23 protein-coding genes and 1 tRNA gene are annotated in these 26,697 nt (G+C 57.0%); 12 read left to right on the forward strand and 12 right to left on the reverse strand.

Annotated elements, in window-relative coordinates:
- Positions 1–113: 113 nt before the first annotated feature.
- Both ACED87_RS02095 and ACED87_RS02100 read left to right on the forward strand, forming a co-directional pair.
- Positions 114–1,808, forward strand: a complete 1,695-nt coding sequence (locus ACED87_RS02095; protein ID WP_449081304.1) for an L-lactate permease — start codon at positions 114–116, stop codon at positions 1,806–1,808.
- Between the two features lie 211 nt (positions 1,809–2,019).
- Positions 2,020–2,778, forward strand: a complete 759-nt coding sequence (locus tag ACED87_RS02100) for a FadR/GntR family transcriptional regulator (protein WP_449081305.1) — start codon at positions 2,020–2,022, stop codon at positions 2,776–2,778.
- On the opposite strand, the gene ACED87_RS02105 is transcribed toward ACED87_RS02100, so the two are convergent.
- From ACED87_RS02105 to ACED87_RS02115, 3 genes are all read right to left on the reverse strand, one after another.
- Positions 2,775–3,701: a phosphoribosylaminoimidazolesuccinocarboxamide synthase gene (locus ACED87_RS02105; RefSeq protein ID WP_449081307.1), complete on the reverse strand. Its 927-nt coding sequence runs from the start codon at positions 3,699–3,701 to the stop codon at positions 2,775–2,777. The two genes, ACED87_RS02100 and ACED87_RS02105, sit on opposite strands and share 4 nt — an antisense overlap.
- A gap of 88 nt (positions 3,702–3,789) precedes the next feature.
- Entirely contained in the window at positions 3,790–5,070 is a 1,281-nt protein-coding gene (gene purD / locus ACED87_RS02110) for a phosphoribosylamine--glycine ligase (RefSeq protein ID WP_449089539.1), read from the reverse strand.
- A 326-nt stretch (positions 5,071–5,396) separates the two neighbouring features.
- On the reverse strand, positions 5,397–6,362 hold the full coding sequence (locus ACED87_RS02115; protein WP_449089540.1) for a DUF559 domain-containing protein: 966 nt from the start codon (positions 6,360–6,362) through the stop codon (positions 5,397–5,399).
- A 192-nt stretch (positions 6,363–6,554) separates the two neighbouring features.
- Here ACED87_RS02115 and ACED87_RS02120 point away from each other — a divergent pair, with 192 nt between their 5' ends.
- The 5 genes from ACED87_RS02120 to purM all read left to right on the forward strand — a co-directional run bounded on the left by ACED87_RS02120 (position 6,555) and on the right by purM (position 11,411).
- On the forward strand, positions 6,555–7,553 hold the full coding sequence (locus ACED87_RS02120; RefSeq protein WP_449089541.1) for an asparaginase: 999 nt from the start codon (positions 6,555–6,557) through the stop codon (positions 7,551–7,553).
- On the forward strand, positions 7,553–7,948 hold the full coding sequence (locus ACED87_RS02125; RefSeq protein ID WP_449089542.1) for a sterol carrier family protein: 396 nt from the start codon (positions 7,553–7,555) through the stop codon (positions 7,946–7,948). The genes ACED87_RS02120 and ACED87_RS02125 overlap by 1 nt, the downstream gene beginning before the upstream one ends.
- Positions 7,949–8,017: 69 nt before the next feature.
- Positions 8,018–8,389, forward strand: a complete 372-nt coding sequence (locus tag ACED87_RS02130) for a hypothetical protein (protein WP_449089543.1) — start codon at positions 8,018–8,020, stop codon at positions 8,387–8,389.
- Positions 8,390–8,540: 151 nt separating this feature from the next.
- The gene (gene purF / locus ACED87_RS02135) at positions 8,541–10,268 is read left to right on the forward strand and encodes an amidophosphoribosyltransferase (protein WP_449089544.1); all 1,728 of its coding nucleotides are present in this window, start codon (positions 8,541–8,543) and stop codon (positions 10,266–10,268) included.
- Positions 10,269–11,411, forward strand: coding sequence for a phosphoribosylformylglycinamidine cyclo-ligase (gene purM, locus ACED87_RS02140; protein WP_449081319.1), 1,143 nt, complete (start codon positions 10,269–10,271; stop codon positions 11,409–11,411).
- Positions 11,412–11,655: 244 nt separating this feature from the next.
- On the opposite strand, the gene ACED87_RS02145 is transcribed toward purM, so the two are convergent.
- From ACED87_RS02145 to clpB, 3 genes are all read right to left on the reverse strand, one after another.
- Positions 11,656–11,862 carry a DUF3073 domain-containing protein gene (locus ACED87_RS02145; RefSeq protein WP_449081321.1) on the reverse strand — a complete coding sequence of 69 codons (207 nt, stop codon included), beginning with the start codon at positions 11,860–11,862 and terminating at the stop codon, positions 11,656–11,658.
- Positions 11,863–12,008: 146 nt separating this feature from the next.
- A complete protein-coding gene (locus ACED87_RS02150; RefSeq protein ID WP_449081346.1) occupies positions 12,009–12,944 on the reverse strand; it encodes a Sir2 family NAD-dependent protein deacetylase in 936 nt (311 codons plus the stop codon).
- A gap of 169 nt (positions 12,945–13,113) precedes the next feature.
- Complete coding sequence (gene clpB, locus ACED87_RS02155; protein WP_449089545.1) at positions 13,114–15,702, reverse strand: ATP-dependent chaperone ClpB; 2,589 nt, start codon at positions 15,700–15,702, stop codon at positions 13,114–13,116.
- Positions 15,703–15,872: 170 nt separating this feature from the next.
- Here clpB and ACED87_RS02160 point away from each other — a divergent pair, with 170 nt between their 5' ends.
- Positions 15,873–16,523, forward strand: a complete 651-nt coding sequence (locus ACED87_RS02160) for an HAD family hydrolase (protein ID WP_449089546.1) — start codon at positions 15,873–15,875, stop codon at positions 16,521–16,523.
- 79 nt (positions 16,524–16,602) lie between these two features.
- Here the strand turns inward: ACED87_RS02160 and ACED87_RS02165 are convergent, their stop codons facing one another.
- Complete coding sequence (locus ACED87_RS02165) at positions 16,603–17,106, reverse strand: Dps family protein (RefSeq protein WP_449081326.1); 504 nt, start codon at positions 17,104–17,106, stop codon at positions 16,603–16,605.
- 293 nt (positions 17,107–17,399) lie between these two features.
- Between ACED87_RS02165 and ACED87_RS02170 the strand changes: the two genes are divergently transcribed.
- A complete protein-coding gene (locus ACED87_RS02170) occupies positions 17,400–18,518 on the forward strand; it encodes a VIT1/CCC1 transporter family protein (RefSeq protein WP_449081328.1) in 1,119 nt (372 codons plus the stop codon).
- Between the two features lie 202 nt (positions 18,519–18,720).
- Entirely contained in the window at positions 18,721–19,548 is an 828-nt protein-coding gene (locus ACED87_RS02175; RefSeq protein WP_449089547.1) for a hypothetical protein, read from the forward strand.
- Positions 19,549–19,660: 112 nt separating this feature from the next.
- Here the strand turns inward: ACED87_RS02175 and sucD are convergent, their stop codons facing one another.
- From sucD to pcrA, 4 genes are all read right to left on the reverse strand, one after another.
- Positions 19,661–20,578 carry a succinate--CoA ligase subunit alpha gene (gene sucD / locus ACED87_RS02180; RefSeq protein WP_449089548.1) on the reverse strand — a complete coding sequence of 306 codons (918 nt, stop codon included), beginning with the start codon at positions 20,576–20,578 and terminating at the stop codon, positions 19,661–19,663.
- Positions 20,579–20,611: 33 nt separating this feature from the next.
- A complete protein-coding gene (sucC, locus tag ACED87_RS02185; protein ID WP_449083240.1) occupies positions 20,612–21,778 on the reverse strand; it encodes an ADP-forming succinate--CoA ligase subunit beta in 1,167 nt (388 codons plus the stop codon).
- A gap of 206 nt (positions 21,779–21,984) precedes the next feature.
- Positions 21,985–22,581: a sarcosine oxidase subunit gamma family protein gene (locus ACED87_RS02190; protein ID WP_449083238.1), complete on the reverse strand. Its 597-nt coding sequence runs from the start codon at positions 22,579–22,581 to the stop codon at positions 21,985–21,987.
- 81 nt (positions 22,582–22,662) lie between these two features.
- Positions 22,663–25,344 carry a DNA helicase PcrA gene (gene pcrA, locus ACED87_RS02195; protein ID WP_449089549.1) on the reverse strand — a complete coding sequence of 894 codons (2,682 nt, stop codon included), beginning with the start codon at positions 25,342–25,344 and terminating at the stop codon, positions 22,663–22,665.
- A 204-nt stretch (positions 25,345–25,548) separates the two neighbouring features.
- On the opposite strand from pcrA, the gene ACED87_RS02200 reads away from it, so the two are divergent.
- Both ACED87_RS02200 and ACED87_RS02205 read left to right on the forward strand, forming a co-directional pair.
- Positions 25,549–25,911 (forward strand): hypothetical protein, encoded by a 363-nt coding sequence (locus tag ACED87_RS02200; protein WP_449089551.1) that lies wholly within the window; start codon positions 25,549–25,551, stop codon positions 25,909–25,911.
- Positions 25,912–26,009: 98 nt separating this feature from the next.
- Positions 26,010–26,082 (forward strand) — tRNA-Arg (locus tag ACED87_RS02205).
- A 149-nt stretch (positions 26,083–26,231) separates the two neighbouring features.
- On the opposite strand, the gene ACED87_RS02210 is transcribed toward ACED87_RS02205, so the two are convergent.
- Positions 26,232–26,489, reverse strand: a complete 258-nt coding sequence (locus ACED87_RS02210) for a hypothetical protein (protein ID WP_449089552.1) — start codon at positions 26,487–26,489, stop codon at positions 26,232–26,234.
- Positions 26,490–26,697: the final 208 nt, after the last annotated feature.

Consider the following 26,697-nt stretch of genomic DNA (forward strand, 5'->3'; position numbering starts at 1 on the left):
TAGACCTCGAAATTCAATGGTCTGACCATAGAAGGTGAGACCCCTATTTTTTTGTGCCAAGCGTCCCACAGATGTGGCGCCCGGCCACACCACACATCCCTAAGGAGAATACGGTGGAAAATACTTACACCGCTGTAACCGACGCTGTAGGAGGGAGCCTAGGGCTCAGCGCCCTCGTCTCATCCCTACCGCTGTTGGCATTCTTTATTATGCTGCTCGGCTTCAAGGCCCGCGCCCACGTCGCCGGCCTTGTCTCCCTGGTCGTAGCCCTACTCGTCGCAGTCTTCGGCTTCGGCATGCCCTGGGATTTGGCAGGCATGTCCGCCTTCCGCGGCGGCATCTACGGCCTCTTCCCCATCGTCTGGGTAATCCTCATGGCCATCTGGTTCTACCAGGTCACCGTCCTCTCAGGCCGCTTTGAAGATCTACGCCGCACCTTCGACCTCATCGGCGGCGGCGACCTACGCATCCAAGCCATCCTTATCGCCTTCTGCTTCGGCGGTCTGCTCGAAGCCCTCGCAGGCTTCGGTGCCCCCGTAGCAATTACTGCAACCATGATCCTGGCACTAGGCGTCAAGCCCCTCAAGGCAGCAACCACCGTCCTCATCGCCAACACCGCCCCGGTAGCCTTCGGCGCAGTAGCAATCCCCATCACCACCGCAGGTGAAGTCGGCGGCAAAGACTCCGCAGCCATCGCAGCAATCGTCGGCCACCAGGCACCCTTCATCGCCTTCTTCGTCCCCTTCATCCTGCTCTGGATTCTTGATGGCATAAAGGGTCTCAAGGACGCCTGGATGCACGCAGCGGTCATTGGCCTCTCCTTCTCCGTCGCTCAGTGGTGGGCCGCTACCTACTTCGTCTACCAGCTCACCGACGTCATCGCCTGCATCGTCTCCATCGCTGCAGCAGTCGTCTTCCTCCGCTTCGTCAAGCCCCGCGGTGTGGCAGGCGTGCGCGAGCGCTACGGCATCACAGCACCGGCCGAAGCAGAACACCTGCCCGGCCGCCGTATCTGGATGGCTCTTATGCCCTACCTGGTTGTCGTCATCATCTTCGGTATCGCCAACCTCTACACCCCGCTGGTTAACTGGCTCAAGACCACCGTGGTCGAGTTCCACATGCCCCTGCTGGAGGACCGCCTGCTCCAGGCTAACGGCACCCCGGTAGACTCTGTCTACAAGTGGGCTTGGTTAGCTAACCCCGGCACCTACCTGCTCATCTCAGGTCTGCTCGTTGCCATCCTCTACGCCATCTTCAACGAAAACGGCAAGTACAAGCTGGCCATGGGCGATGCCCTGGCAGAAATTGGTCGAGTAGCCTACAAGATGCGCTGGTCAGCTGCCACCATCGCCCTGGTTCTGGCCCTGGCCTTCGTCATGAACTACTCCGGCCAGACCGTTGCCATCGGCGAATATGTAGCCTCCCTGGGTGTCGCCTACGCCTTCCTGGCCCCCGTCCTGGGCTGGGTAGGTACCGCCGTCACCGGCTCCGACACCTCAGCGAATGCTCTCTTCTCCAAGCTCCAGGTCACCGCCGCTGAGCACCTGCAAGCTAACGGTATGACCGGTGCCCACCCCGAGCTCATGCTGGCAGCCAATACCTCCGGTGGTGTGGTCGGTAAGATGATTTCGCCTCAGTCCCTTGCTATTGCCGCTACCTCGGTCAATATGGAAGGTAAAGAATCAGAGATCTTCAAGTCAGTACTGAGCTGGTCCTTCATCTTGCTGATTGCAGTATGTGTACTGGTTCTTCTGCAGGCTACCGTCTTCTCAGGCCTCATGATTGAACCCTATGTAGGAGGCCACTAAACACCAGTAGATTCAGCTATGACTCACTGGTAAACATACGGGCGGTGCAGCTCCCAACGTAACCTTACGTCGGAGCTGCACCGCCCCTTCTTATACCACCAACACACCAGGGGCACACCTCAGCCCACACTCCCCCAGCCCACACTCCCCCGTCAGATAAGCCTCTAGCTACTACCTCAAGACCTACCCCACCGCCCCGGAAAGACTGAGCATGAAAGAAAAAGCGCCCACCTACACCGCCCTGCTCGAATCCATCGAATACCGGCTACGCCACGGCCAGCTCCGCCTAGGCGACCGGCTTCCAGGCGAACGGTCACTGGCAGAGGAATACAAGATCTCGCGGGCCTCAGTACGCGAAGCCCTGCGCATCCTCTCCGCAGTAGGTCTTATCCACTCAGGGGTAGGCTCAGGCCCTAAAGCTGGTGCCGTAGTTGTTTCAGAACCCTCTGACGCCCTAGGCTGGGCCCTCCGCATGCACATTGCCACCCGCACCCTGCCCGTTGCAGATATTGTCAGCACCCGCGTCCTACTGGAAGGTGAAGCTGCCGCCCGGGCAGCCGATGTTGCCCACCACCCCAGCCACGCCGCGTCCTTAACAAGGGCACGGCGCTACCTTGAAGAAATGGACCACACCGGCATGAGCGACGAGCGTTTCCACTTCTGTGACACCCGCTTCCACTACGAAATTTCATCGCTCGGCGGCAATATCGTCATGGACACCGTCATCGACTCCCTCCACCTAGCCACCGTGGGCTACGTACAAGAGGCCGTACCCTACCTAGAAGACTGGCAGGCAACCAAGCGAGAACTTCAAGACCAGCACCGGGCAATCTATGCAGCTGTCATAGCAGGAGACGCAGAACGTGCCCAGCGAACAGTCGCTGAGCACGTCCGTTGGTTCTACGCACTCTCAGAAATTGGGGCAGCCCACTATGAGTACCACCAAAAAGTGCGCACCGGTCAGGCTTAAGCCTGGAACTTCTGCCCGGTCAAACGCTCGTAGGCCTCCACGTAGCGGGCACGGGTCTTCTCAACCACATCGGCCGGAAGCTCAGGAACAGGGCCGGTACCGTCCCAGCCTGACTCCTCACTCTTGAGCCAGTCGCGCACATACTGCTTATCAAAGGACGCCTGGGCGCGGCCAGGCTCGTAGTCCTCCGCATCCCAGAAACGGGAGGAATCGGGGGTCAGAACCTCATCGCCCAGGGTGATTTCACCGCGGTAAGAATCGGTGCCGAACTCAATCTTGGTATCAGCCAGAATGATGCCGCGCTCACGGGCAATCTTCTCAGCAGTTTCGTAGACGTAGAGGGTCAGCTCCTGCAAACGGTCAGCGATAGCTTCACCCACCTCAGCGTCAAGCTCTTCACGGGTAATGGGCTCATCATGTTCACCCACCTCAGCCTTGCCGGTGGGAGTGAAAAGGGCAGGCTCCAGGCGGGAACCATCAACCAAACCGACAGGTAGCTCAAATTCGTTGACCTTACCGGTCTTGCGGTAGGCTTCTAGGCCTGATCCGGTCAGGTAACCGCGAACGATGCACTCAACGGGGAACATATTGAGGGACTTACAGATCATGGCACGGCCAGCTACGACCTCAGGAACGTCGGTAGAAAGCACATGGTTAGGCACGCCTTTGAGCTGCTCAAACCACCAGAGGGACATCTGGGTCAGAATCTTACCCTTATCGGGGATTTCGGTGGGTAGCACCTGGTCAAAGGCGCTGATACGGTCGGAGGCAACTACCATGACGGACCCGGCACGCAGTTCGGCGTCGTCCTTGACGTTCAGGCCGGTTACGTCCTGGGTGTCTTCATCGGGGATGTAGAGGTCGCGCACCTTGCCGGAATATACGTGCTTCCAACCGGGAATATCTACGGGAGTATGGCTCATGGTTTTCTCCTGGGAGTGTGCAGGTGGGGTTGTGGGGCAATGATAGAAGTGACTGCCCTCCGCAAAGGCGGCGGGCAGTCACAGAAAATTATTTCTGGGCAGGAATCTGGATACGATTCTCAGCAGCAGCAAGGGCAATATCTGAGCGGTACTGAGCACCTTCCCAGCTAATATCGCGCACGCCAGCGTAAGCAGCTTCGCGGGCCTCAATAAGGTTCTGGCCCAGAGCAACAACAGCAAGCACACGGCCACCGGCGGTGACGATGTGCTCACCATCGACGGTGGTACCGGCGTGATCTACATGCACGTTCTCACGCTGGTTAGCAGCGTCAAGACCGGTAATAGCGTCACCCTTACGAGGGGTCTCAGGGTAGTTCTCTGCGGCCATGACCACGTCAACAGCGGTGCGAGGGTCCCAGTCTAAAGTGAGGTCAGCAGGCAATTCACCCTTGGCAGCAGCCAGTAGCACGCCACCGAGGGGGGTGCGCAGGCGGGCCAGCACGGCCTGGGTTTCAGGGTCGCCAAAACGGGCGTTGAATTCAATGACGCGAATACCGCGTGAGGTGGCAGCCAAACCACAGTAAAGCACGCCCACAAAAGGAGTGCCACGGCGGGCCATCTCATCAACGGTGGGCTGGGCTACGCGCTCAATGACTTCTTCAACGAAACCTTCAGGCAGCCAAGGAAGGGGGGTGTAGGCACCCATACCGCCGGTGTTGGGGCCTTCATCGTTATCGAAAATACGCTTGAAGTCCTGGGCAGGTGAAAGGGGCAGGCAGGTTCTGCCATCAGAAATCACAAAGAGGGAAACTTCGGGGCCATCCAGGTACTCTTCGATGACCACAGTGCCGCCAGCGGTAAAACATGATTCAGCGTGAGCCAGGGCAGCATCGAAATCTTCGGTGACAACGACACCCTTACCGGCAGCCAAGCCGTCATCCTTCACCACATAGGGGGCACCAAAGGTATTCAGGGCCTCTTCTGCCTCTGCACGGTTGGTAGCTACCTTGGCCATTGCGGTAGGCACATCGGCGCTAGCCATAACCTCCTTAGCGAAAGCCTTAGAACCTTCAAGCAGGGCAGCAGCCTTCGAGGGGCCAAAGACGGGGAAGCCCGCTTCACGCAGGGTATCTGAGACACCGGCGACCAGGGGAGCTTCAGGGCCGATGACGACCAAATCAGCAGCTAGCTCCTGTGCCAGGGCAAGAGCTGCTTGGGGGTTATTTGCATCGATAGCATGCACGGGGACATCTTGTGCGATGCCCGCGTTACCGGGTGCTGAGTGCACCTCAGTTACTGCTGAATCTTTGAGGAGTGCTCGGATAATTGCGTGTTCACGACCGCCAGGGCCCAATACCAAAACCTTCATTCTTTTAGGCTACCGGCAAGGTCACGATTTGATGAAGTTTTTAAGCGCAGTTTGGGAGCTTTTTGCAGGAGATTTTTTGAGGACGCCAACCGCCCCCTCTCTTTCCCGGGGCCACTAGCTGCCCGGCGGCGTCCGCGCCCGTCCGTACTGAGCCGTCCGTACTGAGCCTTCCGTACTGAGCCGTCCGTACTGAGCCTTCCGTACTGAGCCGTCCGTACTGAGCCCACTCGCCTGCCACAGAACATTCACCGCCCTCTCCGCATTTATTCTGGTTTACCCGCAACTAGTTGCGGTACTTTCAGAATAAGTGCGGAAAGAACCAATGGTCATTTCTCTATCCTTCTTACTCCCCCGCGCATCAAACAGTGAATAACGGCCTGCGGCCTATTCATGAGGTCATCCCAGGTAGCCCGAACGACCGTCCACCCCATAAGCTCAAGCGACCGTTGCCGCAGGGTATCCCTACGTAGCTGCTCCTCCACCGGACGATAGGCACCGTAGTACTTATGTAAACCATCAACCTCTAGCAAGAGTTTCAATGACTCCCAGGCAAAATCTGAACGATACACTCTACCGTCGTGAGTCCTTATTTCTAGTTGCTGACAAGGGCGCTCAAGATTAGACTGCACAATTCTGAACATTGCCAACGATTCAAGAGGGGACTCAGTCAAAGCACTCATCGACTCAGCAATAAGAGGAAAGCTACTCGTTCCATAGCCACTGACGCTTATGAGCTGGGCACGCACATCGTGATAACTCACCTGTGCACGGTGCAGAAAATAGTCTGTGATCGCCAAGGCCTGAACCACAGGCAACGTTCGAGCGCAGTCAAGGACGGTCGTTAGCGGGTCTGTAACTGAAAAACCGGCCACCTCATAAGCTACCTCACACACCTCTGGCCGGGAGCTATGATACCTAACCTGGCGATGGTGCCGATGGTTAGAACGGGGAAGGGACAATTCAACCCTGGTGGGCAATCTAAAGAGAGGGGCGCCCCATACAAGCGCAGCAGATGCGTGACTGAGCACTGCCTGCCGGTGAGATGTTGCCAGCGCTAAGGTCACAGCGATACACCTCTCTTCAGGCATGAACTGCCGACTTTCTGCAGCTGAGATGTAGAGGCCCCGCGTAAGTCTAATGAGCTCACCTCTTCGGTGCATAGCGCCAATGAGGTTTTTGCTCAGCCCTTCAAGATTAAGCTGTTGAGATGTTTTGACCTTGGCGGCGAGGCCTTCAATTCTGTCATGCATGGGACAACTCTTGCAGAGCAGCCGTAGGCGCTCAAGCACCATTTTTAAATCTGTGGATAGCTTCGGTTATGCCTTGCCAGAGCATGCTTCGGCCCTGTGGAGAAAGTTGCAACAAAAGGTCATAGTTGAAGCCCGCATTTATTCTGGTTTACCCGCAACTAGTTGCGGTGTTTTCAGAATAAGTGCGGGCTTTGCTCAATTTAGTGGTCAGAGCTACCCAGTAGACTGGAGGGCATGCAGACTTTTACCGCGCAGCAGGCAGCAGAGCTGGCCCTCGTCACCCGTGGCGATTTCATTGAATCTCGGCATGTGGGATCGCTGGTGGTGCTAGCACCGGATGGTTCTGTGGCCCTGAGTTTAGGTGCCCCTGAGGCTCTTATCTATGCCCGCTCCGCGCTCAAGCCCTTGCAGGCTATTGCCTCGATGAATGCGGGGGCTGAGCTGCAGGGGGCCCAGATTGCTTTGGCTGCGGGTTCTCATACCGGTTCTTTTGAGCATATGAAGGTTGCCCAGTCGGTGCTGGCTGAGGCTGGGCTGACAGCTGAGGCCCTGCTCTGCCCGCCGGCTTGGCCCGCGGACGAGCCCAGCTACCAAGCCCTGATCACAGCTGGGCACGGTAAGCAGCGCCTGGCCTTTAACTGTTCTGGCAAGCATGCAGCTTTCTTGTGGGCTTGTGTGAAGTCGGGCTGGTCGACAGATAATTACACTGACCCAGAGCACCCTTTACAGGAGCTGGTCTTGCAGACCATTGAGCAGTTCACCGGTGAGACTCCCCAGCAGGTGACGGTAGACGGGTGCGGTGCCCCTGCTGTTGCGACTTCTCTGGTGGGGTTGGCCCGGGCTTATTCTGTTTTGGGGTTAGCGGTTGAGAATATCAAGGCTGATGCTCGTGCCGCTACTGTGGCAACAGCTATGGTTGACTATCCCGAATATGTTCATGCCAGTGGACACTCAGATACTGTGCTAGCTGAGACTCTTGACGCTGTAGTCAAGCGGGGGGCTGAGGGTGTGCTGGCTATCGGTTTGCGTTCTGGGGCTTCGGTGGCGGTGAAGATGTTAGACGGTTCTAACCGGGCTGCTTGGCTTGTTGCTGTGCGGGCTTTGCAGACGGCTGGCTTCGTGGAGGGTGAGGTTGCTGACCGGGCTGTTACTGGGACGACTTTCCCCATCACCGGCGGGGGCCAGCCGGTGGGTTCTATCAAGCCTGGGGCTGCTTTTGAGGGGCTCCTCTAATGGCAATTCGCCGCAAGATCACCGAGGCGGACGGACTGGCCGCCATCGCCCAGGTTCGGCAGGTTTTTGAGACAACAGAAAATCAGGACGCCTGCGCGGCGGCTTTTGCTGCCCTGCCGCGGGGTGTGCGGGCGGCGGCCGTCCGCTTTTTGTTGGAAGAGCTGGCCACTTTGGCTCCGGGGAATTCTGTGGAGGTGCGGGTTCCGCCTTTTGGAGTGACTCAGTGTATTGCGGGGCCGCGCCACACCCGCGGTACTCCTCCAAATGTTATTGAAACTGATGCGCTGACCTGGTGCGCTATCACCTTGGGTTATTCCAGTTGGCAGGAGTCTGGCCCCGCTATTTCGGCCTCAGGGTTGCGGGCAGATGTGAGTAGCTACCTGCCGTTGCTTTAGTACTGATACTGGTATCTGGATCTTTATTCTGTGCCCGGTGTGTGCAGGGGCTTGATAAGGTTGGTCTTTATGAGCATTTTGTCGCGATTTCGCCGCCCTATTGGGCCTGCTGCCCCGCTCACTGAGCAAGAGAAACAGGCTGCGCCCGGCCAGCACTTTGCGCCGGCGTCCGCGCCTGAGCGCGCTCATCTGACGGTGCGCCGTGCCCCCTCTCTGCCAGCTTTCGCTATCACTGGCCTGCTGATCGGCCTTATCGTAGCTTTTGTGGTGACGATTCTCGGCCCTGAGAACCCCAGCTACACTTTCGGCGCGGTCTACGGTGTGATGGCGGTAATTTTTGGTGCCCTGTGCGCTGGCGCCGCTACTGTGGTGGCGCTTCTGCTCGATAAGCGCTCAACTAGGCGCACCACCACCTACCAGGCTGTCAGTAGCCAGGAATAAAATACCAGGCCACGAACTGGGTGGTGGGCTCTACTTATCAGTAGCGCATCGGGCAGGTACACTTAATTACTGTTCACTTGCTCAGGTGCGCCATTCTGCGCTGTAGAGCGAGATAGCCACCCTCACATACAACAAGAGACGGAAAACCACCTTGGCTCGTCCTGACGGAAAACTATCCTTCGACCTTGACCCTGTTGACCACGGACCTAAAGACGAATGCGGCGTCTTTGGTGTTTGGGCCCCGGGCGAAGATATCGCTAAGCTCACCTACTACGGCCTCTACGCCCTGCAACACCGTGGCCAGGAGTCGGCCGGTATCGCTACCAGCGACGGCAAGCACCTGAACGTATATAAAGATACTGGTCTGGTCTCCCAGGTTTTTACGGAGGCTATCCTCAAAACATTGACCGGTCATATGGCTGTAGGTCACTGCCGCTATTCCACCACCGGCGGTAACATCTGGCAGAATGCGCAGCCTACACTGGGCGATACCCCTCATGGCACCTTGGCTCTAGCCCACAACGGCAACCTGGTTAACTCTGCTGATCTCTATGACCGTCTGCTGGCTAAGAACGGGGGCAAGCGCCCTGAACGCGGCGAACTAGCCCAGGGCAATACCACTGATACCGCCTTGGTGACGGCCCTGCTCAAGGACCACGATTTTGACAGCCTTGAAGAGGCGATGCTCGATTTGCTCCCCACTCTTTCCGGTGCTTTCTGCCTGGTCTTCATGGACGAGAACACCCTCTATGCCGCACGTGACCCCCAGGGTGTGCGCCCGCTGGTCTTAGGCCGCTTGGAGCGCGGTTGGGTTATCGCCTCAGAAACTGCTGCTCTTGATATTGTGGGCGCATCTTTCGTCCGCGAAGTGGAGCCTGGCGAGTTCGTCACTATTGATCAGGACGGTCTGCGGTCCCAGCGCTTCGCCGAGGCTAAGCCGGCAGGGTGCGTCTTTGAGTACGTCTACCTAGCCCGCCCTGATACCACTATCACCGGTCGTAGCGTCTACGATTCCCGTGTGGAGATGGGCCGCCAGCTCGCGCGCGAGCACAAAGTTGACGCTGATTTGGTGATACCTACCCCTGAGTCGGGCACCCCGGCTGCTATCGGCTACGCAGAAGAATCGGGCATTCCTTTCGGTAATGGCCTGGTCAAGAACGCCTATGTGGGCCGTACCTTTATCCAGCCCTCACAGACTATCCGCCAGCTGGGTATCCGTTTGAAGCTCAACCCTCTGCGTTCTGTGGTGGAGGGCAAGCGCCTGGTGGTTATTGATGATTCCATCGTGCGCGGTAACACCCAGCGCGCCCTGGTGCGTATGCTCCGCGAGGCCGGGGCCAAAGAAGTGCACGTGCGGATTTCTTCCCCGCCGGTTAAGTGGCCTTGCTTCTACGGCATTGACTTTGCTTCCCGCTCTGAGCTGATTGCTAACGGGCTGACTATTGAAGAGATTGGTAAGTCTTTGGGCGCTGACTCTCTGGGCTTCATCTCTGAAGATGGCATGATTGCCGCAACCGAACAGTCCCGCGAGCGCCTGTGTACGGCTTGTTTTACTGGTGAGTACCCTATTGAGCTACCGAGCGAAGATCGCCGGGGTAAGTCTATTCTTGATGATGCTCAGGGTGGGCCGCTTTCTGGTACTGCCGCTGAGGTGACGGTGGAGCGTCCTGTTGCGCAGAAGCCTTCTACTGCTCAGGCGGTGTCGATTGATACTCGCCCTGGCACTAAGTCCCTTGAGCAGAAGTTTGGTGATGTCGCAGAGGTGTCACCGGGTGCCGGCTCGTGTGAGCCTGGCCCTGATTCAGAGCTTGAAGATTTAGTTCTTCCCCAAGATACGATTCCTGCCGATTCGACCGGCACTGACCGAGAGGCCCGCTAAATGAGCGAGAACCAGAATGCAGTTACCTACGCTTCGGCTGGCGTAGATGTTGAGGCGGGCGACCGCGCTGTTGAGTTGATGAAGGACGCCGTTAAGGCAACTCACGGGGCCGGTGTGGTTGGCGGTGTGGGTGGCTTTGCTGGCCTCTTTGACCTGTCTGTGCTTAAGGACTACCGCAAGCCTTACTTGGCGACTTCTACCGATGGTGTGGGCACTAAGGTGGCTATCGCCCAGAAGCTGGATATTCACCACACCATTGGCCATGACCTGGTGGGTATGGTGGTGGATGACATTGTTGTTACCGGTGCCCGCCCGCTCTTTATGACTGACTACATTGCTACCGGCAAGGTAGTACCTGAGCGCATTGCTGATATCGTGCGCGGTGTAGCTGAGGGTTGTTCTTTGGCTGGTACCGCCCTGGTTGGTGGTGAGACTGCTGAGCACCCTGGCCTGCTGGCTGAGGATGAGTACGATGTGGCTGGTGCTGCTACCGGTATTGTTGAGGCTGATGAGCTGTTGGGCCCTGACCGTGTGCGTGAGGGCGATGTGCTGATTGCTATGGCTTCAAGCGGTATTCACTCTAACGGCTATTCTCTGGTGCGTAAGGTGCTTTCGGTTGCTGGCTGGGAGTATGAGCGTGAGGTGGCTGAGCTGGGCCGTACCTTGGGTGAGGAGCTTCTTGAGCCTACCCGCATTTACACCGCTGATTGTCTGGACCTCATTGAGGCTTTCCCGGTCAACGGTGAGGACGGGCAGACCGGTTCTGGTGTGCGCGGCTTCTCGCATGTGACCGGTGGCGGTCTGGCTGCTAACCTGGCCCGTGTGCTGCCTGTAGGTACTGTGGGCGTGGTGGAGCGTTCTACCTGGGAGATTCCCGCTATCTTCAAGCTGATTGGTGAGCTGGGCTCTGTGCCCCAGGCTGACCTGGAACGAACCCTAAACCTGGGTGTGGGCATGATTGCTGTTGTTGACCCGTCTGTTGCTGATGCGGCTGTTGAGCGTCTGAATAAGCGTGGTTTGCCTTCTTGGGTACTGGGTACTGTGCAGAAGGACGACGGTGCCTACCAGGGTAACTCTGATTATGTGCAGGGTGCTAAGGGCGTGGACGGCGGCGCGGCAGTGCTGCTGGGGTCCTATAAGTAACGTAGTAGTTCAGTAGAAGGATTGCTCAGCGTTTCTGTTTTATTTTAATAAATTATAAGTGGCGGTTTCCGTATGGAAGCCGCCACTTGTTATGCTCTGGGTTTCTTCGATAAAGACGCGATCTCCTTCTATCTCTTCACGTATTGTTGGCAGCTCCTACCCACATCGAAAAGCCCGCCACCGGTGGTTACCGGTGGCGGGCTGTGTTGATGGTAGGGGAAGAACCCGCGTGGTGGTACGCGGGTTACTTCTCCTGATAATCGTCGGCGTACTTGTCTGCGTACTCTGCGTAGTCGTCTTCGTCATCGTACTGATAACCAGACGTCTTGGGCTTTGAGCTGGTGCTCTTGCTCAGTTCGCGTTCGAGTGCAGTGTAGTCGGTGTCGGGGCTGAAGTACTTCATCTCCCGAGCCTGCCGAGTTGCTTTAGCCTTCTGACGGCCGCGCCCCATGGCGAGACCCCCTCTTTATCGCTCATATCTGGACACCCGCGTATACGCAAGGGTGTGCCAGAAAAACTTTCAGTCTTTTCTGTATTTAAGGGTACATGTTTTTGAGCGTCTTTGCTTGCCTGTTCGCCACATGAGATGTAAGAAACTCAGTTTGAGTCTTTGAGTTTACGCGTAAGAGTGTAGAGGGCGTCTGTGACGTCGGACCGCCAGAGGTAGGTGGCGCGGGCATCCGCGCGGCCTGGGCCTTGGTTGATGACGGCGATGGGCTTACCTGCCCGGGCGAAGTCCAGGGCTATTTTGTAGGAGCTCATGACGGCAAGTGACGAACCGAGTACCAGTAGAGATGAGGCCTTCTCCCCTAGTTCTTTGACGGCCTGTTTACGAGTGTGAGGGACGGGCTCGCCGAAGTAGACAACGGCGGGTTTGAGTTTGGTGGACCCGCAGGTGAGGCAGCCGACCATCTGAAAGTCGCTGATGAAGCGGGTATCAATTTCTGCGTCCCCATCGGGGTTGACCTGCAAGGTGCTGCTGGTGAGGCGCTGCAGGTAGCCGGGGTTAGCGGCGTCGATTCGGGAGTCGAGGGAGGTGCGCCCTTCGTTGGCTCCGCAGTCAAGGCATTGGATGCGGGAGAGGTCCCCGTGTAGGGTGATAACTTTTTGGGAGCCTGCTGCGGTGTGGAGCCCATCAACGTTTTGGGTGATCAGGCCGGTGAGTTTTCCTTGGTTTTCAAGCTCTGCTAGTAGGTAGTGGGCAGTGTTGGGACGGGCCCGGTTCATGTGCCTCCAGCCGACGAAGGAGCGGGCCCAGTAGCGTTGCCTGGCTACCTCATCGAAACGGAATTCTTGGTAGGTCATGGGCCTGTGGTTGCGCAGGGAGCCGGCTGGGCCACGGTAGTCGGGTATGCCTGAGCCGGTGGATATTCCGGCCCCGGTCAGTACCAGCACCTGCCCCTTGTCGATGAGGTGGCTGATGCCGTCCGCCGCTAGCTGGGGGTCGGTGGGCTGGGTTGTTTCGGTGACGACTCTGTCGATGGAGCGGAGGGCTGCGGCGTGGGTGGCTGCAATGTCTTTTTGGGCAGTAATGGACGCGGACGCCCCGGCAAAGCGCGTATCGAGCTTCCCGGGCACGGGGTGGGGCTGTGTTTGGTTCACTCTCCTAGTCTAAAAGAGAAAGACCCTATAGTTTTTCTCTTCACCCCGAGACAATCTGGAGGGTCAAGAGAAAAACTATAGGGTCAGTTCTGCTAGGTGGTTACTGGGCGGTGACGACCAGGCCGTCGACGGCAACATCAGGGTTGACGTCTACGCGCACGGTGTCGCCGTCCTTGATGGCACCTGCCAGGATTCCCTTGGCTAGGCGGTCACCAATTTCGCGTTGAACCAGGCGGCGTAGAGGGCGGGCACCGTAGGCCGGGTCGTAGCCTGCCAGGCCCAGCCACTCGGTGGCGGCGTCCGTCACGTCCAGGGTCAGGCGGCGGTCTTCCAGGCGGCGGGCCATGGAGTCGATCTGTAGGGCCACGATGGAGGTCAGGTCCTCGGCTGAGAGGGGCTCGAACATGATGACCTCATCCAGGCGGTTGAGAAATTCGGGCTTGAAGCTGGCGTTGACGGTGCTCATCACAGCGGTCTTGCGGGCTTCTTCATCGAGGTTCTGGTCAATCAGGAATTGGGATCCCAGGTTGGAGGTCAGAATCAGAATGACGTTGCGGAAGTCCACGGTGCGACCTTGACCGTCGGTGAGGCGACCGTCATCGAGTACCTGTAGGAGGATGTCGAAGACCTCAGGATGGGCTTTTTCTACCTCATCGAGCAGAACCACCGAGTAGGGGCGGCGGCGGACAGCTTCAGTGAGCTGGCCACCTTCCTCGTAGCCGACGTAGCCGGGAGGGGCACCGACCAGGCGGGCCACGGCGTGCTTTTCGGAGTACTCGCTCATGTCAATACGCACCAGGGCGCGCTCGTCATCGAACTGGAACTCTGCCAGGGCTTTAGCTAGCTCGGTTTTACCCACACCGGTGGGGCCTAGGAAGAGGAAGGAGCCGATAGGGCGGTCGGGGTCGGAGATACCGGCACGGGAGCGGCGCACAGCATCAGCAACGGCGGTGACAGCCTGACGCTGGCCGATGAGGCGCTTGCCCAGTTCGTCTTCCATGTGCAGGAGTTTTTCTGATTCACCTTGGAGCATACGCCCGGCGGGGATGCCAGTCCAGGATGAGATGACCTCTGCGATGTCATCGGCGGTGACTTCTTCAGAGACCATGGACTCTTCGGTGGCGGTGCTCTCAGCTTGCTGGGCTGCTGCTAGTTCTGCTTCTAGGGCGGGAATTTCGCCGTAGAGCATACGGGAGGCTTCGGCCAGGTTGCCTTCACGCTGGGCTACTTCGGCCTTGGAGCGTAGATCATCGATCTGGGTTTTGAGGTCACCGACCCGGTTGAGCCCGGCTTTTTCGGCTTCCCAGCGGGCGTTGAGGGTGTCCAGTTCTTCCTTCTTGTCGGCCATATCTGCCCGGAGGGCTTCTAGGCGTTCGATGGAGGCGGGGTCGGTCTCGTTGGCCAGGGCCAGTTCTTCCATGGTGAGGCGGTCAACGGCACGGCGCAGGGCATCGATTTCTTCGGGTGCTGAGTCGATTTCCATGCGCAGGCGGCTGGCTGCTTCGTCGATGAGGTCGATGGCCTTATCGGGGAGCTGGCGGGAGGGGATGTAGCGGTTAGAAAGGTTGGCTGCGGCGACCAGGGCGGAGTCTGCGATGGCGACCTTGTGGTGGGCTTCGTAGCGTTCTTTGAGACCGCGCAGAATACCGATGGTGTCTTCGACGCTGGGTTCACCCACGTAGACCTGTTGGAAGCGGCGTTCTAGGGCGGCGTCCTTTTCGATGTTTTCGCGGTATTCGTCTAGGGTGGTTGCACCGATCAGGCGTAGTTCGCCGCGGGCTAGCATGGGTTTGAGCATGTTGCCGGCGTCCATTGACCCTTCGGAGGCTCCTGCACCAACGACGGTGTGAATTTCGTCGATGAAGGTGACGATTTGCCCTTCGGACTTCTTGATGTCTTCGAGGACGGCTTTGAGGCGTTCTTCGAATTCGCCGCGGTATTTGGCACCGGCGACCATGGCACCAAGGTCTAGGGAGATGAGGGTTTTGCCGCGGAGGGATTCGGGGACGTCCCCTGAGACCATGCGCTGGGCTAGGCCTTCGACGACGGCGGTTTTACCGACGCCGGGTTCACCGATGAGTACGGGGTTGTTTTTGGTGCGGCGGGAGAGCACCTGGATGACGCGGCGGATTTCGCTATCGCGCCCGATGACGGGGTCTAGTTTGCCTTCGCGGGCGACGGCGGTTAGGTCGGTGCCGTATTGTTCTAGGGCACCGAAGGTGCCTTCGGGGTCGGGGGTGTTCACGGTGCGGTCTCCTCTCACCATCGGAATGGTTTCTTCAATGGTTTTTTCGGTGGCTCCGGCCTGGTGCAGGGCGCGGGCGGTGGCGTCGTCACCGGCTGCAAGTGCTAGGAGCAGAATTTCGGTTGAGATGTAGGTGTCGCCCAGTTGGGTTGCTTTGGTTTGGGCTGTTTGGATGGCGGTTAGGATGGCGCGGCTGGGCTGGGCTTGGGCGGTTGAGGCGCCTTCTACTTTGGGGAGCTTTGAGATTTCGGTGGATGCCGCCAGTGAGATGGCGTCCACGTCTAGGCCTGCGGTTTTAAGGACGGCTACTGCCACTCCCCCGCGTTGGTCCATGAGGGCTTTGAGGAGGTGGGGTGTGTCGAGGGTGGGGTTGCCTGCTGTTTGGGCGTTCATGGTGGCTGCCGAGAGCGCTTCTTGGCTCTTGGTGGTGAATTGTGCCTTCATTCTTCTCTTTCTGTGCGTAGGTTATTCGTTCAAAGTTGAGTGTGATTCACTCAAGCCTTAACTTGAGTCTACTACACTCAACCTACATGTGCTAGAGATTCAGACAAGCTTTAATGTGAAAGTCACCCACAGGCCCTAGCCACTACAGACGGGCAGGTAGGCTGATACCTATGAGCAGACTTGAAGCTATTTTCTTTGACCACGACGGAACCCTAGTAGATACCGAGCCCCTATGGGCTGAGGCTAAAACCGCACTGACCGCCGAATTTGGGGCCAGTTGGACCGAACACGATACGCTCATGACCCTGGGCAAACCTGCTGCACTGACTTTTTCTCGCATGCAGGAGCTTGGTGCAGATGCTTCTGCTGATGAACTCTATGACCGGCTAAAAGCTAAGATGTCAGTTCTTCTTAAGGACGCCCGCCTTGAGCTCCTACCGGGCATTGAGGCGCTCCTGGCTCAGGTAGCTGAGGCGGGCGTCCCCGCCGGAATTGTTACCAATGCTACGACCGAGGTTGCAACTCATACTGCCAAGCTAGCACCGCAGGGTCTTTTTAAGACTTTTGTGACCGATGAGCAGGTCACCCATGCTAAACCTGACCCCGAGCCTTATCTACTGGCAGCCCGCAATTTGGGGGTTGACCCGGCCTACTGTGTTGCGGTGGAAGATTCTATTTCTGGTACGCAAAGCGCCATGTCAGCGGGCATGAAGGTGGTCGTAGTGCCCGGCATTGTCCAGGTGCCCGAGCATCTGGGCCACGCCCGTTACGACCATACAGAACTTACTCTCGACAAAATCCGGGCACTCATCGAGAGGTAGACGATAGAGCTACTGCATGGCAAAGGCGGGCCTATCACGTAATAGGCCCGCCTTTAGCGCAACTTGGGTGCATTTATGCTTATTTGAGGTTTCCCGTGCCATCTTCCAGGTGCCCGCGCAGGAACCATTGGAAGAGTTCCAGTTCAGCGGTCTGACCAATAAGCAAATCTTCTGTGATGGGATCGCTATCGCCCACCTTGGCAATGGCGGCGCGGTGGTCTTCAACCACCACGTTGTAGACCTCGTTCAGGGCACGAATATGAGTTAGAGCATCTGCGCGGTCAACATCGTATTCAGCCCAGGTACGCTTTTCGACCAAATCGCCTGAGAGACCGTTAGGAGTTACCCCCATGGTGGCCATGCGCTCGGCAATGGCATCAACGAATCCGCGCACCAGGTTGACTTGGGGGTCCAGCATCTCGTGAACAGCGATGAAATTGGGGCCTACGACATTCCAGTGAGCATGCTTGAGTACCAGGTGCAGGTCGTTCAGAGCATGCAGGCGAAGCTGCAGAATATCGGCTACATGATGGCCTGACTCTTCGGTGAGGCCGGGGACGGTAAATGATGCGTACTTGCTCATAGCAGGTTTTCCTATCCTTAGATTGCCGGGCTAGGCAGGCGAGCCCGGGGGAGATTGTCTATATCTAACACTATGCATCTAGCCACACCTTTTCAAGGCTTATCCTGAATAAATCATAATAATCCGTATCTGGCTAAAGAACGTAATAAGTGTTCCCCTGTGCAGAAGCATAATTACCGTTCCTGCACATTCATTCCTGAACCTCATTGCTCAGCCTAGAAGCCAATTAATCTTGTTTGCACCACAATTAACCGCCCTTTACAATATTTAAAGCAGAGAAAAGGTGAAACGCCATGTCAGAAGCCGCCCCCCGCACTCCCTCCCAGCAGCCAAGTAGCGCACAGGTTCGCCGCTGGCGCCGCTATCTTGCCGAAGAAATCTCCGAAGCACGCATCTACGCAGCTCTAGCGGATCGAGCTGAGGGCAAGGAAGCAGAAATTCTGAGAGAAGTTGCTCAGGCTGAGCTCCGCCACCAGGAGCACTGGCGCACACTGCTAGGTGAGTATGCCCACCCTGAGCCTCGTCCGTCTGTCTCTGCTCGTTTCCTCGAGCTTCTTGCCAAAAATTTTGGGTCTGTTTTCGTCCTTGCCCTGGCTCAGCGATCTGAGGGGCGTTCCTCCTATGCAGAAGATTCAGACGCCACTGAAGCCATGGCTGCTGATGAGGCAATCCACGAAGAGATTGTGCGTGCACTCTCCGCCTCAGGGCGCGAGAAACTCTCTGGTAATTTCCGTGCAGCAGTTTTTGGTGCCAATGACGGTTTGGTCTCGAACGCGGCCCTTATTATGGGCGTGGGCGCCACCGGTGTGAGCAGCTCTATGGTGCTCCTTTCGGGTGTGGCGGGCCTACTTGCTGGTGCTCTTTCTATGGCGGCCGGTGAGTTTGTTTCTGTGCGCTCCCAGCGTGAACTTCTGGATGCCTCCCAGCCGACCCAGGTCACTCTTGATGTGGCTCATCAGCTCGATATTAACCAGAATGAGCTTGAGCTGATTTATAAGGCCCGTGGCATGAGTGAAGAGGACGCCCGCCACCGCGCCATGGAACGCTTTGGCTACTTCTCATGTGACTGTGACCCCTCTCTGTCTTTCCGTGAGATAGGTGAGGGGGAAGAAGTTGAGGGCTCCCATGACGCACTGGGGAGCGATGTGGGGGCTGCGGCCTCAAGTTTTTGTTTCTTTGCCTCTGGTGCCCTTATCCCGATTCTTCCTTACATCTTTGGTATGTCTGGTGGGGCGGCCATGCTCATTTCTATGCTGCTGGTAGGTTTTGCCCTCATGGTCACTGGCGGGGTGGTGGGCCTGCTTTCTGGTGCTTCACCCTTCAAGCGGGGCCTGCGTCAGCTAGCTATCGGCTACGGGGCTGCCCTGGCAACCTATCTACTGGGTCTGCTGTTCAATACGGCGGTAATGTAAGGTTCTAGTTTTTAGGTGTCTGAAAGACTTTTATGGTGCCTAATCTTCGACTAATATTTTAAAAGAAAACAGGTTTTTTGTACCCTTTTCCTCTTCTCTGAGGGCATGCAATTTTTGTTTGTATCCAATTCTCAGAAGGCAGGAATAATCATCATAACCTTGCTACCACAAGCAGAAATCACCCATTTTTAGAAGGATTATCATGGCCGTTTCACGCCGTACACTCGCTAAGGGAGCCGCTTGGGCTGCTCCTGCAGTTGTTGCTACCACTACTATTCCTGCCTACGCAGCTAGCCCGGACGTCTGCTCTAACACTAACACTGAGGCTTCCACTGGCATTACCTGGACTAACTTCGTCCGCGCTACCCCTGTCGCAGCTAATGGCAGTGACCGCCACACAGGCTCCGTCATGACCAATGACGGCAAGGCAAGGCTTACCATCACCCACGTCTCTTCATCAGGCCCTACTCTCTCGAACTCTCAGAACCTCATCACCAAGTATCCTACTAATGACGGAGTATCTTTCCCCTCCTACTCAGGCTTTTCTGACTACCTCTTCTTCCAGACCCTGCAGAGCGGCCAAAACGGCTACTCCGGTGGTAATCAGCAGACTACCATCACCATGAGATTCTCCGAGCCTGTCACCAATTTCACCTTTGATATTGGTGACGTTGATCAGGGAACCACTGGCAGTGGTGGCCCCTGGCAGGATGTTTTCACTGTCAAATCATCCCTCAACGGTGTAGCAACTTCCGCTCCCCTGGTCACCGGTGGCGCCACCATCTCTACCAGCGGCGATACCACCACCTTCACCGCCCTCTCAACTAGCAACAACCTGAGCTATAACTCCACTGCAGGTAACGTCACTTTGAGCTTCCCTGAGCCCCTTGACACCATCACCCTCACCTGGGGTAACGGCAGCAACCGCACCGGTGCTCAGAACTTCGTTATCGGTGGCCCCACCACTCTCAACGTATGCCCCCGCCCCGTAGCAGCAGGCATCACTCCCCCCATCACCGGCTCAAACTAAGAATCTTTCTTAGCAGCCCCCTAAGAAGAGTGGTGGCGGTATCTTCTACAGATACCGCCACCACTCTTCCTTGGTCCTTCCCTCGTTCAAAGAGAAGCAGACATTCGGATCTCTACTTATTGGCAAAAATCTCGCGCATGAGCTGGGCAGCCTCAGAAGGGGTCTTACCGACCTTCACACCAGCAGCCTCCAGGGCCTCCTTCTTCGCCTCAGCAGTACCTGAAGAACCAGAAACAATAGCACCAGCATGGCCCATAGTCTTACCCTCAGGGGCCGTGAAACCAGCAACATACCCCACAACAGGCTTCGTCACATGAGCCTTAATGTACTCAGCGGCCCGCTCCTCAGCATCCCCACCAATCTCACCGATCATCACAATAGCCTCGGTCTCAGGGTCAGCCTCAAAAGCCTCAAGAGCATCAATATGGGTGGTGCCAATAATGGGGTCACCACCAATACCAATAGCGGTAGTAAACCCAATATCACGCAACTCAAACATCATCTGGTAAGTCAAAGTACCAGACTTAGAGACCAAACCAATCTTGCCCTTATCGGTAATGTTGGCAGGAGTAATACCCACCAGAGCCTCACCGGGGGTAATAATGCCCGGGCAGTTAGGGCCAATAATTCGAGTGACCTGCTTACCTGAGGCATCCACCTTGCTCTTAGCATAAGCCCAGAACTCAGCGGTATCCCCTACCGGTACGCCCTCAGTAATCACAACGACCAGGGGAACCTCAGCGTCGATAGCCTCCATGACGGCATCCTTAGTGAACGCCGGGGGAACAAAGACGATAGAGACATCAGCGCCAGTTTCCTCAACGGCTTCAGCAACAGAACCGTAGACCTTCAGTTCAAGGCTCTTACCGGCGGCGTCCTTGTGAGAGACGGTGGTGCCAGCCTTACGGGCGTTGACGCCACCTACAACCTGGGTGCCAGCGGCAAGCATGCGGGCGGTGTGCTTAGAACCTTCACCGCCAGTAATACCCTGAACGATGACCTTAGAGTCCTTGTTCAAAAAGATAGACATGATAAAAACCTTCTAGTAATAATCAGCGGTGATTTATGCGGTGTGAGCCAGCTCGGCTGCCTTATCTGCACCAGAGTCCATGGTGTCAGCCAGGTGAACCAGCGGGTGGTTAGCCTCAGAAAGAATCTGGCGGCCCTCTTCAACATTGTTACCGTCCAGACGGACAACCAGGGGCTTAGTGGCCTTATCCCCCAGCACTTCCAGGGCCTTAACGATGCCGTTAGCTACAGCGTCGCAGGCAGTGATACCACCGAACACATTGACGAAAACAGACTTAACCTGCTCGTCATTGAGAATAATATCTAGGCCAGCAGTCATAACCTCAGCGGAGGCACCACCACCAATATCAAGGAAGTTAGCGGGCTTAACCTTGCCGTGCTTCTCACCAGCGTAAGCAACAACGTCCAGGGTAGACATGACCAGGCCTGCACCGTTACCGATTACGCCTACCTGGCCATCTAGCTTGACGTAGTTGAGGCCGTGCTCCTTTGCCTGGGCTTCTAGGGGGTTCTCGGCTGACTTATCCACCAGCGCCTGGTGATCAGGCTGGCGGAACCCAGCATTGCTGTCCAAGGAGACCTTACCGTCTAAGGCCAGGATCTTGCCGTCACTGGTCTTCACCAGCGGGTTAACCTCAACCAGGGTGGCATCTTCCTTCTTATAAACCTCACCGAGCTTAACCAGCACCGCCGCGACGTCCTTGCCTGTGCCCTCAGCGAAGCCAGCAGCCTCAACAATTTCAGCGGCCTTTTCGGCGGTGATACCTTCCAGGGGGTTGACCTCGACTTTAGCCAGGGCCTCGGGGCGCTCAGCAGCTAGGGTTTCGATGTCCATACCGCCCTCAGTAGAGCACATGGCCAGGTAGGAGCGGTTAGTGCGGTCAAGCAGCATGGAGAAGTAGTATTCTTCAGCGATGTCAGCGCCCTGGGCTACCATCACGCGGCGAACAGTGTGGCCCTTAATGTCCATGCCCAGAATCTGCTGGGCGTACTCGTAGGCCTCGTCGGCGGTCTTGGCGACCTTCACGCCGCCTGCCTTACCGCGCCCGCCCACCTTAACCTGGGCCTTGATAACGGTGACGCCACCGATTTTCTCAGCTGCCGCCTTTGCTTCTTCGGGGGTGGTAGCTACGATGCCCTGGAGCACGGGCACGCCGTGCTTCTCAAAGATATCGCGTGCCTGGTATTCAAACAGGTCCACAGGGATTCCTTCTTCGCCGAAATGATGCCAGAAAGCGGTGCTTCCAGCGTTTACATGTACGAAGTTCAGTGCCCGACCCCGTTACGAGAGCTAGAGCACACAAAGCTTCTTGACAAAACTTTATCGCACTTGCCTACAGGGGTGCGACCTTTTTCCCTGCAAACGAAACAAACCTACCAGTTATGACGAGCGCTCCCCCGCTACACCTATTTAGCTTTCTCGCAGGCATCCAGAATATTCAGCAGAAAAGGGGCAGTATCAGAGGCACGAGGAACCATCAGATACTCCAACTCATCAATCCGCCAGAGCATAATACGAGCCTTAGCCACGGTACAGGACAGGGCCTTGCCCGGGTCAAAGAAATCCGGTGGGAAGTCAAAGTGCACAACTTCATCAATCACATCTGCTGCCGCCACGCCGCTCAAGTTCACCACGGCACGGTTAACCGACACATCCAGCACCAGACCCTCATCAGACCCCAGTGCCGCAGCCAGTGCCCGGCCCAGCTTAACAGCATCCACCTTTGTTACCACCAGGTAGACGCCTTCTTCAACATACAGGCAGGCTACAACCTGCCGAGTGCCATAGAGCAGATGCAGGGCAGTTGCATCGCCTGTGACTTGCCCGCGCGCAGCCGGTAGAACGACACCCAATACCTTTTCAATACGGCGGGCAACAGAAGTAGTAGGGTCAATTTCGATACGGAAAAGCGATAGGTCAGAGTTTTCTCGAAGCTGTACACGAGTATCGGTCATCTCATCCATTGCCGTCACGAATTCTTCGGGTACGGTGGGAAGAGTCATAAGGTGTTCCACAGGTGTCCTTGACTGGATCGGGCAGAAAAAACCCGGCACCACATCTCATAGTGCCAGGCCCCTCTCATCTTAGCTGGTTTTTTTAGTCAACGGTGCGTAGCGCAACAAAAGACGCTTTTCTTCATGAGCAAAACGCACCTTAGCCACAGTCTTATCACCAGCACCCTCAACCGCAGTCACCCGGCCCTCACCAAAGCTAGCATGCTCAACCCTGTCACCCACCGCCAGCGCCGGAATTTCCTTATTCTGCTGCACACGAGAAACAGTACGGGCTGCTGCCTTCAGCCCATAAGTGGCTGAGCCGTTCACCTCACTGGTAGAAGGCTCACGGGCGCCCCGCCTTGCCGGTTCATCAAAACGGCTCGAATAGGTAGAAGAGCCATACGATGAGCTGCCGCCGGTGCGTCCACCAGCCCAGCCCCCGCGTCCGCCCGCATAAGCGCCCCCATAGCCGCCACCAGAATAACCGCTAAAAGAAGACCCCGTGCGCTTCCAGTCAATCAGCTCCTCAGGGATTTCTTCCAGGAAGGGCGAAGGCGGGTTGAACTGGCTCTGGCCCCACATGGAACGGTTCTCCGCACGCGTCAAGTAAAGGCGTTCCATAGCGCGAGTCAAACCCACATAGGCCAGACGGCGCTCCTCACTCATCTCAGAATCATCGGTCAAAGCCCTCTGGTGAGGGAAGAGGCCGTGCTCCATACCGGTTAAGAAAACCACAGGGAACTCCAGACCCTTAGCGGTATGTAAGGTCATAAGAGTAATGACGCCCTGGGAGCGGGCCTCTGCAACCTCAGCAGCAATCTGGGCAGCAGACGGCCCGCCCGCCTGCTCAGCCTTAGGCTTATTAGGTATCTGGTCAGCATCAGCAACTAGGGCAACATGCTCCAGGAAGTCTTCTAGGCTGGCCCCGGCGTTATCACTTTCGAACTCGCGCACAGCGTCCACCAGCTCTGAGAGGTTTTCTACCCGGGATTCGTCCTGAATGTCCTTAGACTCCCGCAGGGCGGCCAGGTAGCCGGTCTGCTCTAGCACAGCCTCCAGGCAGGTGGCCGCTGACTCGGTGGCAGCTAGTTGCGCCAAATCATCTATCATCTGGGCAAAGGCCGTCATCTTTTTGACAGCCGCCGCACCCAGCCCAGGCACTTCACTACCCTGGCGCAGGGCAGCCATGAAGGAGATACCGCTAGCGCGGGCATGGTCGGCAACCACACTCTCAGATTTAGCACCGATACCGCGCTTAGGTTCATTGAGTATACGGCGGACGTTAATATCATCATCGGGGTTAACCAGCACGCGCAGGTAGGCCAGGGCGTCCTTAATTTCTTTGCGCTCATAAAAGCGGGTGCCACCCACCACCCGGTAGGGTAAGCCCACCCGCATGAGCATTTCTTCAAGGGTGCGAGACTGGGCGTTGGTGCGGTAGAAGATAGCCACATCACCCGGTGCAGTACCGTGCTCATCACGCAGCCGGTCAATTTCCTGGGCAATATAGCGGGCCTCGGCGTGCTCAGATTCTGCCACGTAACCGGTAATTTTGGCGCCGTCCCCGCTGGCTGTCCAGAGTTTTTTGGGGCGGCGGCCCGGGTTACGCTCAATCACGGCGTTAGCCGCTGAAAGAATATTCTGGGTCGAGCGGTAGTTTTGCTCCAAAAGAATAGTGTGGGCGGCCGGGTAGTCTTCCTCAAAATCGGTGATATTGCGGATGTCAGCCCCACGGAAGGCGTAGATGGACTGGTCAGAGTCGCCCACCACCGTCAGCTCAGCCGGCGGGTAGGCATCGGGGTAGGGGCCCTGGTCGGTGGGGTCTGCCACAGAGCGCAAGGACGCCGCGCCCCCCACCAGTTGCCGCACCAGCTGGTACTGGGCATGGTTGGTGTCCTGATACTCATCGACCAGGATATGGCGGAAGCGACGGCGGTAGTAATCAGCTACCTGCGGGTGATTCTTGAGAAGAATGACTGTCTCAAAGATAAGATCATCGAAGTCCAGGGAGTTAGCAGCCCGCAGGCGCTCAGTGTACGCCGTATAGACCTTAGAAATCACACCCTCCCAGGGGTCGGTGGGGCTAGTCTCAGCAGCGAACTGCTGGGCGCTCACCAGCTCATTTTTAAGGTTAGAGATACGGTTGCCCACCACCTTGGCGGTGAACTTCTTAGTATCAAGGTTCATCTGCTTAATAATGAGCGTCAGCAGACGCTGAGAATCAGCCGAGTCGTAAATCGAGAACGTTGATTTGAGCCCTAAGGCCTGAGCTTCACGGCGCAGCACCCGCACGCAGAAGGAGTGGAAGGTTGAAATCCACATGCTCTGGGCCCGCGGCCCCACCAGAGCGGTGATACGCTCTCGCATCTCAGCGGCTGCCTTATTGGTGAAGGTAATCGCCAAAATCTGCCCCTGGTGGGCGCGGCCAGTAGCCAACAGGTAGGCGATGCGGTGGGTGAGCACACGGGTCTTGCCAGACCCGGCCCCGGCCACAATCAGTAAGGGGCTGCCGGCATGTTTCACAGCCTCAGCTTGGTGCTCGTTCAGACCGGCCACCAGCGTCTCGGGGCTGACGCTGGGGGTAGGGCGGGCGTCCTCAAAGGCAGGCATAAACCCGCCCACCTGGTAGGCGGGGGGCAGGAACTCTTCAGCGGGGGGCGCCGCATCGTAGTAGGGGTCAAAAGGAGGTTCCTCCACGAGGGGCTGGCCCTCTGGTGCCCCTGGGCGCTTGGGTGCGGGGGCAGGCATAAAATCGTCGTCATCAAACATAGAAGAACCTTCCAAAAATCAACCGTCAACACCCCATTTTAGGCGAGGAGGCCAGGGCCTACACCCGATTGAGCTGACAGATAAGATAGTCAGCATGGGTCTTTCAAAAGGTCAGAAGAAACGCCTCTACGGCGAGCACACGCAGGCGCACTCCCCTGCCCAGTCCACCTCTAGCAGGGGGCGGACGTCCGCGCCCCGGAACTCATGCTGAGTTTTGATGCCCAGCATCTGCAGTCTGTGGCAGCAGGCCTGGGTGTGGAGGGTTTGCAGGCTTACCAGGTGCTTCACCGTTCAACGGGCCTGATTTTGCCTCTAATTTTTGCTTTTACCTGGTGGAACATGGTGCGTGCTGCACGGTTTGAGCTGCTGGTGGGCAGGCTGATGCTGACTCTGCCGGTGGCCTATGCCCTGGTTTTTATTGCTGGTGGGTTTGCTCTTGATCTGGCTTTAGCTGATCCTTTGGGGGGCTACTGGGCTGGCTTCTTTCTTGATGACGGCCCGCTGGCTGCTTTTTATTCTGTGTTTGGTGCAGCTAGGCTATCTGGCCTTACGGCTGGTGAGAGGTAAGGTGAGTGCTTTTAGCCGTGGTGAGTTGCCGGGGCAGAGTGGGGTGTCATCGTAGTGGGTTGAATCGAATATTTCATAGTGTAGACTAGTGGGATTGCGCCCTCGTAGCTCAGGGGATAGAGCACCGCTCTCCTAAAGCGGGTGTCGGACGTTCGAATCGTCTCGGGGGCACAAAAAAGAGAGAGTATGCCATTATGCGCTAAGCGCAGGCATACTCTCTCTTTTTTGTGCCCGGCGTTAAAAATTCGGCCACCAGGCCGGATTTAGCCGGTTCTCTTTTCTCTGCCATTATGCGCTAAGCGCGGGCATACTCTCTCTTTTTATTGGTGGGGTGGGGTGGGGTGTGATTTTTCTTTGGCGCGGTAGGCCAGGTGGGAGATGATGAGGCCAAGGACGATGCCGATACCGCCGGTGATGGATACCCACATGGCGGCATGGCCTAGGAAGAGGGAGATGATGAGGCCAAGGATGATGCCGGGTACGGCTCCGGCGACCATGCCGATGGCCATGTAGGTGAATTCTTGGTCTGAGGAGCTGGTGGGGTTTTGGATGTGGGGGCTGCTTAACTTCTGCGACATAGTTTCAATCCTAACGGTGCCCTGGGCTGGGGAGGCGAAGGGAGGGCATAAAAAATGCGCCCCAGCTGGTCGTCTGGTGCGCATATGTAAACGTAGTGTTCACAGGGGTTCCATACCGTGTTGTGTGTGGTAGGAATTGTAGTTTTCACTCTTCAGCAGGATCTGACCAGCTGCTGGTGAGTGTCACCGGCTTGGGGCGGGGTTTGGT

The organism is Rothia sp. 32237D007AR, assembly GCF_053544675.1.

What these genes read in the sequence shown, in the direction of transcription:
- ACED87_RS02100 (WP_449081305.1), top strand. Translation starts at nt 2,020, where the DNA reads ATGAAAGAAAAAGCGCCCACCTACACCGCCCTGCTCGAATCCATCGAA.
- ACED87_RS02105 (WP_449081307.1), bottom strand. Translation starts at nt 3,701, where the DNA reads ATGAGCCATACTCCCGTAGATATTCCCGGTTGGAAGCACGTATATTCC.
- purD (WP_449089539.1), bottom strand. Translation starts at nt 5,070, where the DNA reads ATGAAGGTTTTGGTATTGGGCCCTGGCGGTCGTGAACACGCAATTATC.
- ACED87_RS02115 (WP_449089540.1), bottom strand. Translation starts at nt 6,362, where the DNA reads ATGGTGCTTGAGCGCCTACGGCTGCTCTGCAAGAGTTGTCCCATGCAT.
- ACED87_RS02120 (WP_449089541.1), top strand. Translation starts at nt 6,555, where the DNA reads ATGCAGACTTTTACCGCGCAGCAGGCAGCAGAGCTGGCCCTCGTCACC.
- ACED87_RS02125 (WP_449089542.1), top strand. Translation starts at nt 7,553, where the DNA reads ATGGCAATTCGCCGCAAGATCACCGAGGCGGACGGACTGGCCGCCATC.
- ACED87_RS02130 (WP_449089543.1), top strand. Translation starts at nt 8,018, where the DNA reads ATGAGCATTTTGTCGCGATTTCGCCGCCCTATTGGGCCTGCTGCCCCG.
- purM (WP_449081319.1), top strand. Translation starts at nt 10,269, where the DNA reads ATGAGCGAGAACCAGAATGCAGTTACCTACGCTTCGGCTGGCGTAGAT.
- ACED87_RS02145 (WP_449081321.1), bottom strand. Translation starts at nt 11,862, where the DNA reads ATGGGGCGCGGCCGTCAGAAGGCTAAAGCAACTCGGCAGGCTCGGGAG.
- clpB (WP_449089545.1), bottom strand. Translation starts at nt 15,702, where the DNA reads ATGAAGGCACAATTCACCACCAAGAGCCAAGAAGCGCTCTCGGCAGCC.
- ACED87_RS02160 (WP_449089546.1), top strand. Translation starts at nt 15,873, where the DNA reads ATGAGCAGACTTGAAGCTATTTTCTTTGACCACGACGGAACCCTAGTA.
- ACED87_RS02165 (WP_449081326.1), bottom strand. Translation starts at nt 17,106, where the DNA reads ATGAGCAAGTACGCATCATTTACCGTCCCCGGCCTCACCGAAGAGTCA.
- ACED87_RS02170 (WP_449081328.1), top strand. Translation starts at nt 17,400, where the DNA reads ATGTCAGAAGCCGCCCCCCGCACTCCCTCCCAGCAGCCAAGTAGCGCA.
- ACED87_RS02175 (WP_449089547.1), top strand. Translation starts at nt 18,721, where the DNA reads ATGGCCGTTTCACGCCGTACACTCGCTAAGGGAGCCGCTTGGGCTGCT.
- sucD (WP_449089548.1), bottom strand. Translation starts at nt 20,578, where the DNA reads ATGTCTATCTTTTTGAACAAGGACTCTAAGGTCATCGTTCAGGGTATT.
- ACED87_RS02190 (WP_449083238.1), bottom strand. Translation starts at nt 22,581, where the DNA reads ATGACTCTTCCCACCGTACCCGAAGAATTCGTGACGGCAATGGATGAG.
- pcrA (WP_449089549.1), bottom strand. Translation starts at nt 25,344, where the DNA reads ATGTTTGATGACGACGATTTTATGCCTGCCCCCGCACCCAAGCGCCCA.
- ACED87_RS02200 (WP_449089551.1), top strand. Translation starts at nt 25,549, where the DNA reads ATGCTGAGTTTTGATGCCCAGCATCTGCAGTCTGTGGCAGCAGGCCTG.
- ACED87_RS02210 (WP_449089552.1), bottom strand. Translation starts at nt 26,489, where the DNA reads ATGTCGCAGAAGTTAAGCAGCCCCCACATCCAAAACCCCACCAGCTCC.